Consider the following 17,321-nt stretch of genomic DNA (forward strand, 5'->3'; position numbering starts at 1 on the left):
AGACCCTGAAAATCACATATAGAGGTTCATTCAAAAGTGTTTGGATCGTTAGGTCAAGTCCTCGATCTATTAGTACCTGTCAGCTGAATGCATTACTGCACTTACACCTCAGGCCTATTACCACATTATCTTCATGGGATCTTACTCCATTTCTGGATGGGAAATCTCATCTTGAGGGGGGCTTCGCGCTTAGATGCCTTCAGCGCTTATCCCGTCCGAACTTAGCTACTCAGCTGTGCCATTGGCATGACAACTGATCCACCAGCGGTTCGTCCATCCCGGTCCTCTCGTACTAAGGACAGCTCCTCTCAAATTTCCTACGCCCACAGCAGATAGGGACCGAACTGTCTCACGACGTTCTGAACCCAGCTCGCGTGCCTCTTTAATGGGCGAACAGCCCAACCCTTGGGACCTACTTCAGCCCCAGGATGAGACGAGCCGACATCGAGGTGCCAAACCTCCCCGTCGATGTGGACTCTTGGGGGAGATAAGCCTGTTATCCCCGGGGTAGCTTTTATCCGTTGAGCGATGGCCCTTCCATGCGGTGCCACCGGATCACTAAGCTCTACTTTCGTACCTGCTCGAAATGTCTCTCTCGCAGTCAAGCTCCCTTTTGCCTTTACACTCTTCGCGCGATTTCCAACCGCGCTGAGGGAACCTTTAGGCGCCTCCGTTACTCTTTAGGAGGCGACCGCCCCAGTCAAACTGCCCACCTGACATTGTCCTAAACCAGGGTAACTGGTCATAGTTAGAATAACGTTATATCAAGAGTGGTATCCCAACGGCGACTCCGCTAAGACTAGCGTCCTAACTTCTCAGTCTCCCACCTATCCTGTACATGATATACCATTATCCAGTGCCAAGCTGCAGTAAAGCTCCACGGGGTCTTTCCGTCTAGCTGCGGGTAACCGGCATCTTTACCGGTACTACAATTTCACCGAGTCTATTGTTGAGACAGCGTCCAAATCGTTACGCCTTTCGTGCGGGTCGGAACTTACCCGACAAGGAATTTCGCTACCTTAGGACCGTTATAGTTACGGCCGCCGTTTACTGGGGCTTCAGTTCTGTGCTTCGATTGCTCTAACACTTCCCCTTAACCTTCCAGCACCGGGCAGGCGTCAGCCCCTATACATCATCTTTCGATTTAGCAGAGACCTGTGTTTTTGGTAAACAGTCGCTTGGACCTATCCTCTGCGGCCGACTCTAGCTCTGAACCTGAGTCGGCACCCCTTCTCCCGAAGTTACGGGGTCATTTTGCCGAGTTCCTTAACAATAGTTTTCTCGCTCGCCTTAGTATTTTCTACTCTCCCACCTGTGTCGGTTTACGGTACAGGCACCTGCTCCCTCGATAGAAACTTTTCTTGACAGTGTGATATCTGCTACTTCGCTACTATTTTCACTCCCCATCACAACTCACCCTTACAAGAGGCGGATTTGCCTACCTCTCAGACTCGTTGCTTGGACGCACTCAACCAATCGTGCGCTTAGCATAACCTCCTGTGTCATTCCCTCTCTCAAACGGTTCTCGGTGGTACAGGAATCTTTACCTGTTGTCCATCGCCTACGACTTTCGTCCTCGGCTTAGGCCCTGACTTACCCTGAGCGGACGAACCTTCCTCAGGAAACCTTGGGTTTTCGGCGGACGGGATTCTCACCCGTCTCTCGTTACTCATGCCAACATTCTCTCTTCTATACAGTCCACAAGTCCTTACGATCTTGCTTCGCCCCATATACAATGCTCCTCTACCAATTGCCTAAGCAATTCCATAGCTTCGGTAGTAAGTTTTAGCCCCGGTAATCTTCGGCGCAGAATCACTCGACTAGTGAGCTATTACGCACTCTTTAAATGTATGGCTGCTTCTAAGCCAACATCCTAGTTGTCTGTGCAATTCCACATCCTTTTCCACTTAACTTACATTTTGGGACCTTAGCTGATGGTCTGGGCTGTTTCCCTTTTGACTATGAATCTTATCACACACAGTCTGACTCCTGAGTATAAGATATCGGTATTCGGAGTTTGATAGACTTCGGTAGCCGGTGAAAGCCCCTAGGTCATTCAGTGCTCTACCCCCGTATCTCTTTACCTCAAGGCTAGCCCTAAAGCTATTTCGAGGAGAACCAGCTATCTCCGGGTTCGATTGGAATTTCTCCGCTATCCACATGTCATCCCAACCTTTTTCAACAGATATGGGTTCGGGCCTCCAAGAGGTTTTACCCTCGCTTCACCCTGCACATGGATAGGTCACCCGGTTTCGGGTCTACGCCATACAACTATTTCGCCCTTTTCAGACTCGCTTTCGCTGCGGCTCCGTTCCTGAAGAACTTAACCTTGCTGCATAACGTAACTCGTTGGCCCGTTCTACAAAAAGTACATGGTCGTTCTTTAACGAACTTCCATTGCTTGTAAACATAGGGTTTCAGGTTCTTTTCACTCCCCTCTCGGGGTTCTTTTCACCTTTCCCTCACGGTACTATTCTCTATCGGTCACTAGGTAGTATTTAGCCTTGGCAGATGGTCCTGCCTGCTTCCCACAAAATTTCTCGTGTTTCGTGGTACTCCGGATCAGTCTCGCATACCTTCTCTTTTCGCTTACGTGGCTCTCACACTCTTCGGCCTACTTTCCCAAGTAGTTCTGCTAAGATACAGCTTTGCTTTATTGACTGTCCACACCCCTTCGTCCGAAGACTCAGGTTTGGGCTCTTTCCATTTCGCTCGCCACTACTCTGGAAATCACTTTTGTTTTCTCTTCCTTCGGGTACTTAGATGTTTCAGTTCCCCGAGTTCCCTTCCTATAGCCTATGTATTCAGCTATGGATGACTGGACATTACTCCAGCCGGGTTTCCCCATTCGGACATCTACGGATCTACACTTGCTTGCAGCTCCCCGTAGCTTTTCGCAGCTTACCACGTCCTTCTTCGGCTCCTAGTGCCAAGGCATTCGCCCTATGCTCTTATTAACTTGACCTACATGTGGCACGTAGTGTCATCATGCGCTCGTGAGAAACGTTAGTTTCTAGAGCGTTGTGACTTACTGTGTCATCATTCGATCTTTTTTTACACTTTTTTCATGTCTTCTCTATATGCAATTTTCAAGGTACGATTAAACTTAACGAAGTTAAGTTTTAAAAAGCGAAGCTTTTAGCGATGAAATCGCCGTAACTTGTAACGAACGAATTTTCAAGGAAAATTTGGGTGGTTACTTGCTTGATGTTTCCATCTAGCAGTTACTTACTTTGCTTTCTTCTTTTGAAGTTCCTGTATCTCTACAAGACCCTCAAAATTGAACAGCGCAAATGTCTATTTCTCCTTAGAAAGGAGGTGATCCAGCCGCACCTTCCGATACGGCTACCTTGTTACGACTTCACCCCAGTCATTGATTTCACCTTCGACAGCTTCCTCCCTTACGGGTTGGACCACTGGCTTCGGGCGCCCCCAACTTCCATGGTGTGACGGGCGGTGTGTACAAGACCCGGGAACGCATTCACCGCGACATTCTGATTCGCGATTACTAGCAACTCCAACTTCATGTGGGCGAGTTTCAGCCCACAATCCGAACTGGGATCGGCTTTTTAGGATTCGCTCCAGATTGCTCTTTCGCTGCCCGTTGTACCGACCATTGTAGCACGTGTGTAGCCCAGATCATAAGGGGCATGATGATTTGACGTCATCCCCACCTTCCTCCGTGTTATCCACGGCAGTCTGTTTAGAGTGCACAGCTTAACCTGTTTGCAACTAAACACAAGGGTTGCGCTCGTTGCGGGACTTAACCCAACATCTCACGACACGAGCTGACGACAACCATGCACCACCTGTCTTCTCTGTCCCGAAGGAAAGATCCGGCTAAGGATCGGTCAGAGAGATGTCAAGATCTGGTAAGGTTCTTCGCGTTGCTTCGAATTAAACCACATGCTCCGCTGCTTGTGCGGGTCCCCGTCAATTCCTTTGAGTTTCACACTTGCGTGCGTACTCCCCAGGCGGAATACTTAATGCGTTTGCTGCGGCACCGAGCTTTGACACCCGACACCTAGTATTCATCGTTTACGGCGTGGACTACCAGGGTATCTAATCCTGTTCGCTACCCACGCTTTCGTGCCTCAGTGTCAGTTACAGTCCAGTAAGTCGCCTTCGCCACTGGTGTTCCTCCTAATATCTACGAATTTCACCTCTACACTAGGAATTCCACTTACCTCTCCTGCACTCAAGCTAATCAGTTCCAAAGGCTTACATTGGTTGAGCCAATGCCTTTCACCTCTGGCTTGATAAGCCACCTACGCACCCTTTACGCCCAGTGATTCCGGATAACGCTTGCCCCCTACGTATTACCGCGGCTGCTGGCACGTAGTTAGCCGGGGCTTCCTCCTATGGTACCGTCATTTGTTTCTTCCCATAGGACAGAGTTTTACAACCCGAAGGCCTTCTTCACTCACGCGGCGTTGCTGCATCAGGCTTGCGCCCATTGTGCAATATTCCCCACTGCTGCCTCCCGTAGGAGTCTGGACCGTGTCTCAGTTCCAGTGTGGCCGATCACCCTCTCAGGTCGGCTACTGATCGTCGCCTTGGTGAGCCGTTACCTCACCAACTAGCTAATCAGACGCGGGCCCATCCCATACCGATAAATCTTTGTCGACTACATCATGCGATGCTACCGACTTATAAGGTATTAATCACCGTTTCCAGTGGCTATCCCTTTGTATGGGGCAGGTTGCCCACGCGTTACTCACCCGTCCGCCGCTTTCATAAGCTTCACTTAGACCGAAGTCCTCACTCCACTTAATCTCGCTCGACTTGCATGTGTTAGGCACGCCGCCAGCGTTCATCCTGAGCCAGGATCAAACTCTTAAAATTAATTTTAAAGTTTGCCTGTTATCTCATAAATGAGCTAACTTGCTTTTTTGTATAAACTTTTTGCAAAGTTTATCCGGAAACAACTGTTTAGTTGTTTTTATACTTTTCTTTGGAGTGTCTCATTAAATTGCTTTAACTCGACTCTTCAAAAGAATTGCGTTTTTGGTTTTTTTCATTTGCGCTATTCAATTTTCAAGGTCCTGGTTGATGTCATTGGTTCTATTTGTTTCGTCATTACCGCCGACAACTTTTATAGTCTATCATGTCGCATCATCTAAGTCAACTACTTTTTTAAAATACTTTTTAATATTTACTTAGCACTTAACTCGTCAAAAGACGACTTGTTCATAATACACTATATAATAGTGGCAAGTCAACATATTATTGCGTTTTGATTGTTACATTATAGCAACATTTCACAAACACTTACACATGATTTTTTTGCTATTTTTTAGTGACAATCGTTTATATACCCGTATGATAAATTCTTAATCACTCACTTAGTCAATTTCTTGATAAATAATTTTCAGTCCCTTAAAAGCAGTGAGAGACCCATTAACAAAATGCTTCGGTCAATAACATCATGACTTCTTGAGGTGTTGTTGCCTTGTTAATTTTGTTTTTATACTCAGCAGCATGTTGAATTCCCTTAAAATACCATGCAGCATGTTTTCTCATTTCTAGTACTGCGATATGCATGCTTTTATATTCAATGAGATTCTGAAAATGTTCTAATGCCACCTTAAGCTTTTCTTGAGGTGTAGGCGATTGATACAGTTCATTGCCTTCTAAGTACGACTCTATTTCAGCTAATAACCACGGATTTCCTTGTAATCCCCTTCCAATCATGATGCCGTCACAATCAGTCATGGTTTTCATTCGAATCGCATCTTCAAGCGAAAAGACATCTCCATTTCCAATCACTGGAATCGATACAGCTTGCTTGACTTGTCTGATAATATCCCAATCCGCATGTCCCATATACATTTGCTCTCTGGTTCTTCCGTGAACTGCGATAGCTGAAACGCCTGCGCTTTCGGCCATTTTAGCAAACTCAACTGCGTTAACAGATTGATCATCCCAACCCTTTCGGAACTTAACTGTTACGGGCTTTGTTGACTTTTTTACTGCAAGCGTTAAAATCTTTTCAGCCAACTTAATGTTTTTCATCAATGCAGATCCTTCTCCGTTATTGACTATTTTAGGCGCTGGACATCCCATATTAAAATCGAGTATATCGTTATTATGCGCGTTCAGGCGATCAAAAACTGCTTCTAATTTATTAGGATCAGCTGTAAAAACTTGAAGCGCCATAGGTTTTTCAACTTCTTCAATGTGCATCAATTGCATTGTTTTTTTATCATTATAGTAAAGAGCGCTAACACTTACCATTTCGCTCACAATTAATCCTTTATGAAATTGACGACAGATGAGTCGAAATGGTAAATCCGTTACACCTGCCATAGGTGCAACAACTACAGGGCTTTTTATTTGTAAACTTCCAATATTCATTTTAAACTATTCACCTTCATTTATAGCTTTCTTAGGTCGATTCATTTGATAAATAATATTAAGACCATCTAAAGTTAAGAATTTATCAACTGTGTCAATTTCTTCAGATTCAGAAGAAATTAAGCTTGAAAACCCTCCTGTTGCAATGACTTTTACATTTTCAGAGTTGAGTTCAGCCTTCATTTTTTTGACGATATAATCTACACTGCCCACATATCCGTAGATAATCCCCGCTTGAATACTCGAAGATGTATTTTTACAAATAACATGGTCTGGTTTCACGAGCTCTACTCGCGTTAATTTAGCAGCACGTTCGTACAATGCATCTGAAGAAATTTTGATGCCCGGTAAAATAGCCCCTCCGAGATATTCAGCCTTATCAGTAATCGCACAAAATGTAGTAGCAGTTCCAAAATCAACAATGATCAGAGGACCACCATATTTTTTCAATCCAGCTACTGCATTAACAATTCTATCTGCTCCGACTTGTCTAGGATTATCATATTTTATATTCATTCCTGTTTTAATTCCAGGACCAATGATAATTGCTTCTCGATTGAAGTATTTTTGAGTCATATGTTGAAGCGAAAACATGACGTGCGGTACTACTGACGATATGATGATGTCTTTCACTTCGGTATAATCTAACTGCTCATGCTTGAAAAGTTGCAAAATAAATATACCAATTTCATCTGCAGACTTCGAATAATCCGTTGCCATTCTCCAATTTGTGATTAATTGGTCTTCTTTATAGACTCCCATTACAATATTTGAATTCCCAACATCTACTGTTAATAGCATATTGCCTCCTATATATAACCATTTATTCCACGAACAGATACTTCTCCTGAAATAATGGATTCTTTCATATTATTCTCATTAACAATGACCAAACTGCCATTTTGATTTAAATCAACCGCATACACGTGACGAATATCGTTCTTTTGAAGAATGACGACTTCTCTATTCAATGTCAATGAATGTGTTTTATGGTATTCAATCACCGGATCCATGACACCTTGCTCAAATGACTCGTAATAGTCAAAAAAACTATCTAAAAAAGCAGGCAATAACTGATTGATATCAATATTTACACCTTCCAACAAGAGTGATGTTGCTTTGTCCGCCAATTCTTCATTAAACTCACGTTGCCTTAAATTGACGCCAATTCCAAGAATGACATAGTGCAAATGGTTGATTTCTGCACTCATCTCAGTCAAAATACCACAAATCTTCTTTTGGTTTATGATTAAGTCATTTGGCCATTTTATACCGACTAATAATCCGGTTGTTTTTTCAATCGCTTGACACATCGCTGCAGCAGCTACCAATGTTATTCCCGAAGCTTGTTCTGGTAAAATAGCGGGTCTTAAAAGCAAACTCATCCACAAGCCTGCATTTTTTTCAGATGTCCAATTGCGTCCAAGTCTTCCTTTGCCAGCCGTTTGTTCAGCCGAAACGACAATACCCTCTATTATACTATTCGTTAAAGCGATTCGCTTCGCTTCTTGATTAGTTGAATCAATTTCTTGGTAATACTCAGAAAACTGAAGTTTTTTAAAAGGTTCTACCATTGATTTTAGAGATGTTGAATTGATTTCTTTAGTCGAGGATATGAGTCTGTACCCTTTGTTGGTAACTGAATGAATCTCATAACCTTCTGTTTTCAACGATTTTATATGTTTCCAAATAGCCGTTCTGGATACTCCTAATCGTGCGCTAATCTCTTCTCCAGATAAGTACTGATCTTGGTGATCCAAAAGCATATTGAGTATTTTATTTTTCATCAAATTATCAGTCCTTTCCTGAAAAATTGAATTGTGGCCTCCTTTATAGCATACCATAAGTTTTGACATAAAATAAAGTGTTCTATCCAAAAGTTAAAAAAATTGCATATTTCTAATTTGCGAGACTCTCCGTTTTTTAAATGGCATGATTGAGTCCGTGGATTGAGTCCGTGGATTGAGTCCGTGGATTGAGTCCGTGGATTGAGTCTGTTGATTGAGTCTGCTGATTGAGTCTGTTGATTGAGTCCGGGATTGAGTCCGTGGATTGAATAATAAAAAACGCCTCTCGGCGTTTTTTATTATCACTTATATACATATCAACAATTTCTGTGAAAATTACCTTGTTTTTAGAAACCACTAAACAACGAGAGCAGAACACCTGCTGCTACTGCCGATCCGATAACGCCTGCGACATTTGGTCCCATTGCATGCATCAGCAAAAAGTTACCTGGGTTTTCCTTTTGTCCAACAACTTGAGAAACCCTTGCTGCCATTGGAACTGCAGAAACACCAGCTGAACCAATCAGTGGATTGATTGGATCTTTTGAGAATTTGTTCATAACTTTTGCGAGCAATACACCACCTGCTGTTCCAAATCCAAAGGCAACAACACCTAGACCTAGAATAGCTAGTGTTTTAACATTTAAAAATGCTTCAGCGGATGCTGTCGCACCAACTGTTGTTCCTAAGAAAATCGTAATCATGTTCATCATATTATTCTGAGCAGTATCCGTTAATCTACTTACCATACCTGATTCTCTAAATAAGTTACCAAGCATTAACATACCAATCAATGCCGCAGCTGGCGGTACGATTAATGATACAATTAAAGTTGTCAAAATCGGAAATATAATTTTTTCAAGTTTAGAAACGGGACGCAATTGTTTCATCACAATTTTTCGTTCTTCTTTTGTCGTCAGAAGTTTCATTATTGGCGGTTGAATTACAGGTACAAGTGCCATGTATGAATATGCAGCGACTGCTATTGATCCCAATAAATGAGGTGCTAATCTTGAAGATAAGAAAATCGCAGTCGGACCATCAGCACCACCAATAATACCAATTGAAGCAGCTTCAGTTGGATCAAACAGTCCCGACGCAATCGCTCCGAAGAATGTTATAAAGATACCTAATTGTGCCGCTGCACCAAGTAAAAGTGATTTTGGATTCGCAATCAACGGTCCGAAATCTGTCATAGCACCAACACCTAAAAATATTAACGGCGGAAAAATCCCTAATTTATTTCCTTGATAGATATAATACAATAATCCACCCATGTTTTTTAAAGATCCGTCTGCTGCATATTCCGGATGTGCCATTAGACCTGCAACAGGCAAATTCGCTAAAAACATACCAAATGCAATTGGTATTAAAAGTAACGGTTCAAATCCTTTTTTGATCGCTAAGAAAAGGAGTAAAAACGAAATACCAATCATAAGCACTTGTTCAGGTGTGATTGCTGCAAATCCAGTGGATAAATAAAAATCCTTAATCGTTTGAAGCATTTTGCATCTCCTTTCGTATTTTGTAGTTTCAGATTAACCGATAACTACTAATACATCCCCTGAATTTACTGATGCACCTTTGCTTACATTGACTGAAAGTACTTTACCAGCTTTTGGTGCCATAATTTCATTTTCCATTTTCATCGCTTCTAAAATTACCAATACATCTCCGCTATTCACCGAGTCACCAACATTCACTTTAATATCTAAAATTGTTCCAGGCATTGGCGAATTAATGCTTTCTCCACCAGATACAGATGGAGCTGGTGCAGCAGCTGGAGCTGGCGTCGGTGCTGCAGCAGGTGCTGGAGCTGCAGCAGGTGCTGGAGTCGCAGTTGGTGCAGCTTTTGGCGCTTCTGCTCTTCTTGCAGGTGCTTGTGCAACGCCGCCAATTTCTTCTACATCTACTTCATATGATTTTCCATTAACAGTTATATTAAACTTCTTCATGATATCCTCCACAAGTGTTATTCATATAATTACATTCTAGATCCCATAACATCATTACGTCCCGTTTTTCCCCATACAGGCGTTGTATCTTGAATACGTCTGATGTTTGATACTCGAATTTGATGCATCGACGTATTCATGGAAGCAGCAATTGCCGCAGTAATGACTGCAATGAGTTCTCCATCATCTTCTGTTTCATATACAGGTTGTACTGGAGCAGTATTGATCATCTTGGCTGGTTCTGGCATCGTTTTTGATGGATTCTTTGACTTTTCAATTGATTGAATAATCTTAGACATCATCGCAGTAATAAACCAGATTAAAATAAGTGCCACAAACGTTATCCCCATACCGAGCAAAATAACATATCCTGTAGCGAGCAATTTATCTGCCATGCCCATTTGTGCAAATGTATCTGCATGTTTAAAATTCTCTAATACATTCATTATTTCACCTCGTTTCTATAATGGGATGTTTCCATGTTTTTTAGAAGGTCTCACTTCTCGTTTTGACGACAACATATCAAACGCATCAATTAATCTAGGGCGAGTCACTGCTGGTTCAATAACATCATCAACAAATCCACGCTCTGCTGCTTTATATGGTGTTGCAAACTCATCTGTATATTCTGCAATAACGCGTTCACGAGTCGCTACTGGGTCTGAAGATTCGCTAATTTCATTTTTAAAGATAATATTAGCAGCACCTTGTGGTCCCATAACTGCAATTTCAGCTGATGGCCATGCATATACAACGTCTGCGCCCAAATCTTTTGAACACATTGCCAAGTAAGCTCCACCATATGCTTTACGAACGATTAATGTCAATTTAGGAACAGTTGCTTCACTATACGCATAAAGCATTTTAGCTCCATGGCGAATGATTCCACCAAGTTCTTGTTGTGTTCCTGGCAAAAATCCTGGTACATCCACAATATTCAATAAAGGAATATTAAACGAATCACATGTTCTAATAAATCTAGCCGATTTATCAGAAGCATTCACATCTAAACAACCAGCTTGCACTTTTGGTTGATTTGCAATAATTCCCACGGTTTTTCCATTTAATCTTGCAAGACATGTGATGATATTTTTTGCAAAGTATGGTTGATATTCCATATAATCGCCTTCATCAACAATTGCACGGATGATATCAAACATATCATATGGTTTATTTGAACTATCTGGAATAATGCTATTTAACGTTTCATCAACAGCATTTAAGTCTTCATCACATAAATATTCAGGTGCAGTTTCGAGATTATTGGATGGTAAAAAGCTCAATAATCTTCTGATTTCTTCGATACATGCTTCATCATTATTTGCAATAAACTGCGCAACACCACTAACTGAGTTGTGAGTCATCGCTCCACCTAATGCTTCAGCTGTTACTTCTTCACCCGTTACAGTTTTGATAACTTGTGGTCCAGTGATAAACATTTGTGATGTTTGATCCACCATAAAGATAAAATCTGTTAAAGCTGGTGAATATACTGCTCCGCCTGCGCAAGGTCCCATTATAGCTGTAATTTGTGGAATCACGCCCGATGCAATGGTATTTTTATAAAAGATTTTTCCATAGCCTGATAATGCATCAACCGCTTCTTGAATTCTCGCACCACCTGAATCGTTTAAGCCAACAATTGGCGCACCCATCTTCATTGCGTTATCCATTGCCTTGCAAATTTTTGCAGCATGCATTTCTCCAAGCGATCCACCAACTACTGTAAAATCCTGTGAATATGCATATACCAATCTGCCATCTACTTTACCATAGCCAATTACAACACCTTCAGCAGGTGCATCTACAGATTCCATTCCAAAATTAGTACATCTGTGTTTAACAAATGCATCCATTTCCACGAAGGTTCCTTCATCGAACAATAAATCTAATCTCTCTCTAGCTGTAAGTTTGCCGCTTTTGTGTTGTTTTTCAATTCGGCTAGTACCACCACCAGCAAGGATTTTTGCTTTTCTCTGTCTTAAATCTTCAAGCTTGTTTACAGACATTTTTAACCTCCAAATCCCATTTTATCTTTCGCTGAGCTCAACTAAAACGCGGTTTGAGCTTTTTGGATGAACAAAGGCAATTTTTGCGCCGCCAGCACCATATCTTGCTGTCTCATCAATCATTTTCATACCTTTTGATTGCATGTATTCAATTGCTTCTTGAATATTGTCTACTCGAAAAGCAATGTGTTGAATCCCTTCGCCATTTTTCTCGATGAATTTCGCGATAGGACCGTCTTCAGAGGTTGATTCTAGAAGTTCAATTTCAGTATCTCCAACTGGTAAAAATGCAACTTTTACTTTTTGATCTTCAACAACTTCTGTTCCTTGCAGTTCAAGTCCTAAAACATCTCGATAAAATCCTAGTGTCTCTTCTAAATTCTTCACTGCGATTCCTATGTGGTCTACTTTTAAAGCTTTCATGAGTCTCTCCCATCCTAAATAGATTTTAACAGTCTGAAAAATCACTGTAAACACAACTTATAAACTATAAATTATCTTTTGCTTTCATTAATTAAGGATATTGATTTGTGCCTTAAAATAATTTGAGTGCTCTTGAAATAATTTGAGTGCTCTTTAAATAATTTGAGTACTCAGCTAGTTATCCTCGACTTAATTTATATTGTTCGAAGAGATAATCTACTGCCGAGAAAGGATCTGATTGCCTTTCTAAAACTTCGTTTGAAAACTTTTCGAGCATTTCTTCATTATGAGAGTTATCCAAAATGGAATGTTCGATTTTTTCTTTAATCATTTCCACCAATTCACTTTTAATATTGCGTTTCCTTCTGATTTGTAACTGACCGGTTGTTTCAAGATGTGCTCGATGTGCCTCAAGTGATTTCAAGAGTTCATCCACGCCCTGATTCTCTGAAGCGATTACCATTTTAACAGGAGGACGCCAATCTAGATTTTTATTAAAATCTAACATCATATCAATTTCACGAGCTGTACGTGTTGCACCATCTCGATCCGATTTATTTACAGCAAACACATCTCCAATTTCCATGACACCCGCCTTAATGGCCTGTATATCATCTCCCAACCCCGGAACCATCACCATTAAGGTTGTGTCACAGTTTTTAACGATGTCGATTTCAGATTGACCGACTCCAACAGTTTCAACAAAAATGACGTCAACACCATAGATATCAAGAATTTTAATTGCAGCAGATGTAGCCTCAGAAATACCACCCAAATGGCCTCGTGCTCCCATACTTCTAATAAAAACATCCTTATCCGTACTGAGATCGTTCATTCGGACGCGATCGCCTAAGATGGCACCGCCTGTAAATGGAGACGTTGGATCAACTGCAATGATGGCCACCTTTTTATTTTGTTTTCTTAGAAGTTTGGTCAATTTGTCCGTCAATGTACTTTTTCCAGCTCCCGGAGGTCCTGTTATACCAATGACATATGCATTTCCGGTATGAGAATATAACTTTTTTAGGATTCTCAACCCTTCTTCATCTTTATTTTCTACTAGCGAAATTAAACGTGCAGCAGCACGTTTATCTTTCTCCAATATTTTTTTCTCGATATCCATGGCAGCCTCTTTAACCCTAGATTTTCAATATCGTCAAATACTTCGTGCCAATCGCACATAACGCTTTTGACGGTTCACTTTATTACGCTTTAACGTTTGAGCGAATATACTCAATTGTCACTTGAGTTGGTGTTCCTGGTGTAAAAATTTCTTTGATTCCTCTTTCTTTTAAATAAGGAATATCTTCATCTGGAATAACGCCTCCACCAATAACCAAAATATCTTCAGCGTTTTCAGCTTTTAATAACTCTACTACTTTTGGCAAAAGTGTGTTGTGTGCCCCTGATAAAATGCTCATTGCAACACAGTCCACATCTTCTTGAATGGCTGCATTTACAATTTGCTCAGCAGTTTGTCTAAGACCTGTGTAAATTACTTCCATACCAGCATCTCTCAATGCTCTTGCGATAACTTTTGCACCTCTATCATGTCCATCTAAACCCGGTTTAGCCACTAATACACGAATTGGTCTTTCCATTATAGTCCTCCTATATCCTATCCTCTATAAGTTTACAGATTGTTGGTATTCTCCAAACACTTCTCTCATAACACCACACACTTCTCCAAGTGTCGCATATGTTTTAACTGCGTCAAGGATAAATGGCATGACGTTTTCTGTTCCTTCACAAGCTTTTTTCAAAGCTTCTAGTGTTGTCTGTACCGCTTGATTGTCTCGTTTTGAACGAAGTTCTGCCAAACGTGCTTTTTGCATTTCACCAACTACTGGATCTACGCGTAGTAAGCCTTTTGGAGACTCTTCTTCAATTTGATATTTGTTCATACCAACTACGACAATTTCACCAGATTCCACTTTTTTCTGATAGTCATATGAAGCGTCCATAATTTCTTGTTGAATGTATCCTTTATCAATTGCTTTTGTCGCGCCGCCGATTTCATCAATGCGTTTGATATACTCATATGCCGCATCTTCAATTTCTTTCGTTTTTGCTTCAACATAGTACGAGCCTGCGAGTGGATCCACCACTTCGGTTACGCCACTTTCATGAGCTACAATCTGTTGTGTTCTAAGCGCAACTCTTACAGAATCTTCAGTTGGAAGCGCAAGTGCTTCATCTTTAGAGTTCGTGTGTAAACTTTGCGTACCGCCTAAAACAGCAGCTAATGTCTGAATTGCAACTCTTACGATGTTATTCTCAGGTTGTTGCGCAGTTAAAGTTGAACCACCTGTCTGAGTATGGAATTTAAGTTGCATGGATTTTGGATCTTTTGCTCCGAAACGATCTTTCATAATTCTCGCCCAAAGACGACGTGCTGCTCTATATTTTGAAACTTCTTCTAAAAGGTCATTGTGTGCATTAAAGAAGAAAGACAATCTTGGTGCAAATGCGTCAACATCCATTCCTGCTTTAATCGCTGCTTCAACGTAAGCGATACCATCCGCTAATGTAAAACCAACTTCTTGAGCTGCGGTTGAACCTGCTTCACGAATGTGATAACCCGATATGGAAATTGTATTCCATTGCGGAACTTCTTGTGAACAATACTCAAATATATCTGTAATTAAACGCATAGAAGGTTCTGTTGGAAAAATATACGTTCCTCTAGCGATGTATTCTTTTAAAATATCATTTTGAATCGTACCTCTGAGTTTTTCAGATGATACGCCTTGTTTTTCTGCTACCGCAATGTACATTGCAAGCAATACTGATGCCGGTGCATTGATGGTCATTGAAGTACTTACTTTATCGAGGGGAATTCCATCAAATAAGATTTCCATATCAGCAAGAGAGTCGATGGCAACGCCTACTTTACCTACTTCACCTTCTGACAATGGGTGATCTGAATCATATCCAATTTGTGTTGGTAAGTCAAATGCGACAGAAAGTCCACTTGAACCTTGCTCAACTAAGTATTTATAACGTTTGTTTGATTCTTCAGCTGTTGCAAAACCCGCATACATTCTCATTGTCCAAAACTGTCCACGATACATCGTCGGTTGTACACCACGTGTGTATGGAAATTGTCCAGGCAAGCCTAAATCATTCATATAGTCTAAATCTGCAATATCAACAGGCGAATAATATCTGTTAACAGGCGCACCTGACCCTGTAGTGAAATTAACTTTTCTTTCAGGACGTTTTTGCAATTTTTCTTGCGTTTTAGCATTCTCTTTATCTACAGCTTCTTTAAGAATTGAAATTTGATTTTTATCAAACATCATAAATCCTCCTTCACCTTTTTTGACCGCATCCGGTTTACTCTAATTAGAATACCACAATTCCATATAAATTACAGTGATTTTAACAAAGTATAATTGTATACTTTATGTATTTTTGTTAATGTTTTTACGCACTTAAGTTATTGTGCGATTGCAAGAAAACTTGCATATTATCTTTTACGAAATATTAAAAAAGAGAAATCTCAAAAAAGATTTCCCTTTGTGTCGTCCTATAAACTGATTCATCGCTTTAGCGATCGATCGGGGTTTAATTTTATTTTGCCAACATGACATTCAACCAATAGTGATCGGAATGTGTGATTCTTGCATCTTGTGTTTTCCACATTTCTATAATTTTAAGATCACCTACTGTTTCCATGAGCTGCTGAAATTTTTCTTCATTGAAATCATTGAAATGGCGGCCATGTCGTAATTGCTCGCTTACTCCATATTTGAACGACACGTATACAACGCCTTTTTCTTTAAGCGCTGCACTAAATCGATTGAGTATTTGAATAATTTCAGGGGTCGTATAGTGAAACAACACTGCACTTGCCCAGATTGCATCAAATTCATCGTGATATCTCATTTCTCTCACGTCCACCATAAGAACTTCTGTATTGAGCAAATTTTTTCCTCTATTATAGACTTCTTCTGCAAAATCGATGGATACGACATCATATCCCTTTGCTTCAAAATGCAAACTATCTCTCCCCGAGCCAAAACCCACGTCTAATATTTTCGCTCCTGGCTTTAACGATTTTTCAAAGTGCTCGTAAATAGGTTGCAAATCTAGTTTAAGTGTATTTTCTATCATATCTGATGCATTTTTATTGTAATATTCTTTTATCATGATTTCACCTCATTTCAACTACTTGCTTATTTTACTTTTTCATAAAGTACTTTACACTACTCAAATGATCATTCAGTTTTACCGACTAAAGCGTGCTGGTTCCGTTTCATACAAATTATTGCCATTTGAATCCATTACTACGTATACTGGCATCTCAACAACTTCCAAACATCTAAGCGCTTCAGGCCCAAGTTCTTCAAATGCTAAAATCTCACACCTTTGAATAGAACTCGCAATGAGTGCGCCTGCCCCTCCAATTGCCGCGAAATAAACTGCTTGATGTTTCACGATACCCTCTTTTATTTGAGGAGATCGATCACCTTTACCAATCATTCCTTTTAATCCAAGTTCCAAGAGTGGCAAGGTTAAATCGTCCATTCTATAACTCGTTGTGGGACCACAAGCGCCGATAACTTGCCCAGGTCGAGCTGGTGACGGGCCTGCATAGTATATCACCTGCCCTTGAATTTCTAACGGAAGGGCTTCACCATTTTTGATCAGTTGAATCAGTTTTAAATGGGCTGCGTCTCGCGCGGTGTATATTTTCCCAGTAAGATAAACCTTATCTCCAGAATGTAACGTTTGAATGACTTCGTCTGTCAGTGGTAAGTTAATGATTCTCTTCATAATACCCT

At 40.9% G+C, this 17,321-nt stretch carries 13 protein-coding genes and 2 rRNA genes; all 15 read right to left on the minus strand.

From position 1 onward, the window contains the following. Positions 1 to 49: 49 nt before the first annotated feature. Positions 50 to 2,965, minus strand: a 23S ribosomal RNA gene (locus tag ACZ41W_RS08675). Between the two features lie 346 nt (positions 2,966 to 3,311). Continuing rightward, positions 3,312 to 4,845 (minus strand): 16S ribosomal RNA (locus ACZ41W_RS08680). Together the 16S and 23S rRNA genes form the textbook arrangement of a ribosomal RNA operon. A 555-nt stretch (positions 4,846 to 5,400) precedes the next feature. Then, entirely contained in the window at positions 5,401 to 6,357 is a 957-nt protein-coding gene (dusB, locus tag ACZ41W_RS08685; protein ID WP_464311583.1) for a tRNA dihydrouridine synthase DusB, read from the minus strand. A gap of 6 nt (positions 6,358 to 6,363) precedes the next feature. Next, positions 6,364 to 7,158 carry a type III pantothenate kinase gene (locus tag ACZ41W_RS08690; RefSeq protein ID WP_464311584.1) on the minus strand — a complete coding sequence of 265 codons (795 nt, stop codon included), beginning with the start codon at positions 7,156 to 7,158 and terminating at the stop codon, positions 6,364 to 6,366. A gap of 8 nt (positions 7,159 to 7,166) precedes the next feature. Further along, positions 7,167 to 8,144, minus strand: coding sequence for a biotin--[acetyl-CoA-carboxylase] ligase (locus ACZ41W_RS08695; protein WP_464311585.1), 978 nt, complete (start codon positions 8,142 to 8,144; stop codon positions 7,167 to 7,169). A gap of 347 nt (positions 8,145 to 8,491) precedes the next feature. Further along, positions 8,492 to 9,649, minus strand: coding sequence for a sodium ion-translocating decarboxylase subunit beta (locus ACZ41W_RS08700; protein WP_464311586.1), 1,158 nt, complete (start codon positions 9,647 to 9,649; stop codon positions 8,492 to 8,494). A 33-nt stretch (positions 9,650 to 9,682) separates the two neighbouring features. Further along, positions 9,683 to 10,099 (minus strand): biotin/lipoyl-containing protein, encoded by a 417-nt coding sequence (locus ACZ41W_RS08705; protein ID WP_464311587.1) that lies wholly within the window; start codon positions 10,097 to 10,099, stop codon positions 9,683 to 9,685. Positions 10,100 to 10,128: 29 nt separating this feature from the next. Next, a complete protein-coding gene (locus ACZ41W_RS08710; RefSeq protein WP_464311588.1) occupies positions 10,129 to 10,545 on the minus strand; it encodes an OadG family protein in 417 nt (138 codons plus the stop codon). A gap of 15 nt (positions 10,546 to 10,560) precedes the next feature. Next, positions 10,561 to 12,108 (minus strand): methylmalonyl-CoA decarboxylase subunit alpha, encoded by a 1,548-nt coding sequence (gene mmdA / locus ACZ41W_RS08715; protein ID WP_464311589.1) that lies wholly within the window; start codon positions 12,106 to 12,108, stop codon positions 10,561 to 10,563. 21 nt (positions 12,109 to 12,129) lie between these two features. After that, positions 12,130 to 12,531, minus strand: a complete 402-nt coding sequence (mce, locus tag ACZ41W_RS08720) for a methylmalonyl-CoA epimerase (protein WP_464311590.1) — start codon at positions 12,529 to 12,531, stop codon at positions 12,130 to 12,132. Positions 12,532 to 12,709: 178 nt separating this feature from the next. After that, entirely contained in the window at positions 12,710 to 13,654 is a 945-nt protein-coding gene (gene meaB, locus ACZ41W_RS08725) for a methylmalonyl Co-A mutase-associated GTPase MeaB (RefSeq protein WP_464311591.1), read from the minus strand. 82 nt (positions 13,655 to 13,736) lie between these two features. Next, positions 13,737 to 14,132, minus strand: coding sequence for a cobalamin B12-binding domain-containing protein (locus ACZ41W_RS08730; protein ID WP_464311592.1), 396 nt, complete (start codon positions 14,130 to 14,132; stop codon positions 13,737 to 13,739). Positions 14,133 to 14,156: 24 nt separating this feature from the next. Next, positions 14,157 to 15,833, minus strand: a complete 1,677-nt coding sequence (locus ACZ41W_RS08735; protein WP_464314282.1) for an acyl-CoA mutase large subunit family protein — start codon at positions 15,831 to 15,833, stop codon at positions 14,157 to 14,159. Positions 15,834 to 16,107: 274 nt separating this feature from the next. Further along, positions 16,108 to 16,686, minus strand: coding sequence for a class I SAM-dependent methyltransferase (locus ACZ41W_RS08740; protein WP_464311593.1), 579 nt, complete (start codon positions 16,684 to 16,686; stop codon positions 16,108 to 16,110). Positions 16,687 to 16,764: 78 nt separating this feature from the next. Further along, a complete protein-coding gene (locus tag ACZ41W_RS08745) occupies positions 16,765 to 17,313 on the minus strand; it encodes a Fe-S-containing hydro-lyase (protein ID WP_464311594.1) in 549 nt (182 codons plus the stop codon). Positions 17,314 to 17,321 lie beyond the last annotated feature (8 nt).

The organism is Fusibacter fontis (genome assembly GCF_055378735.1).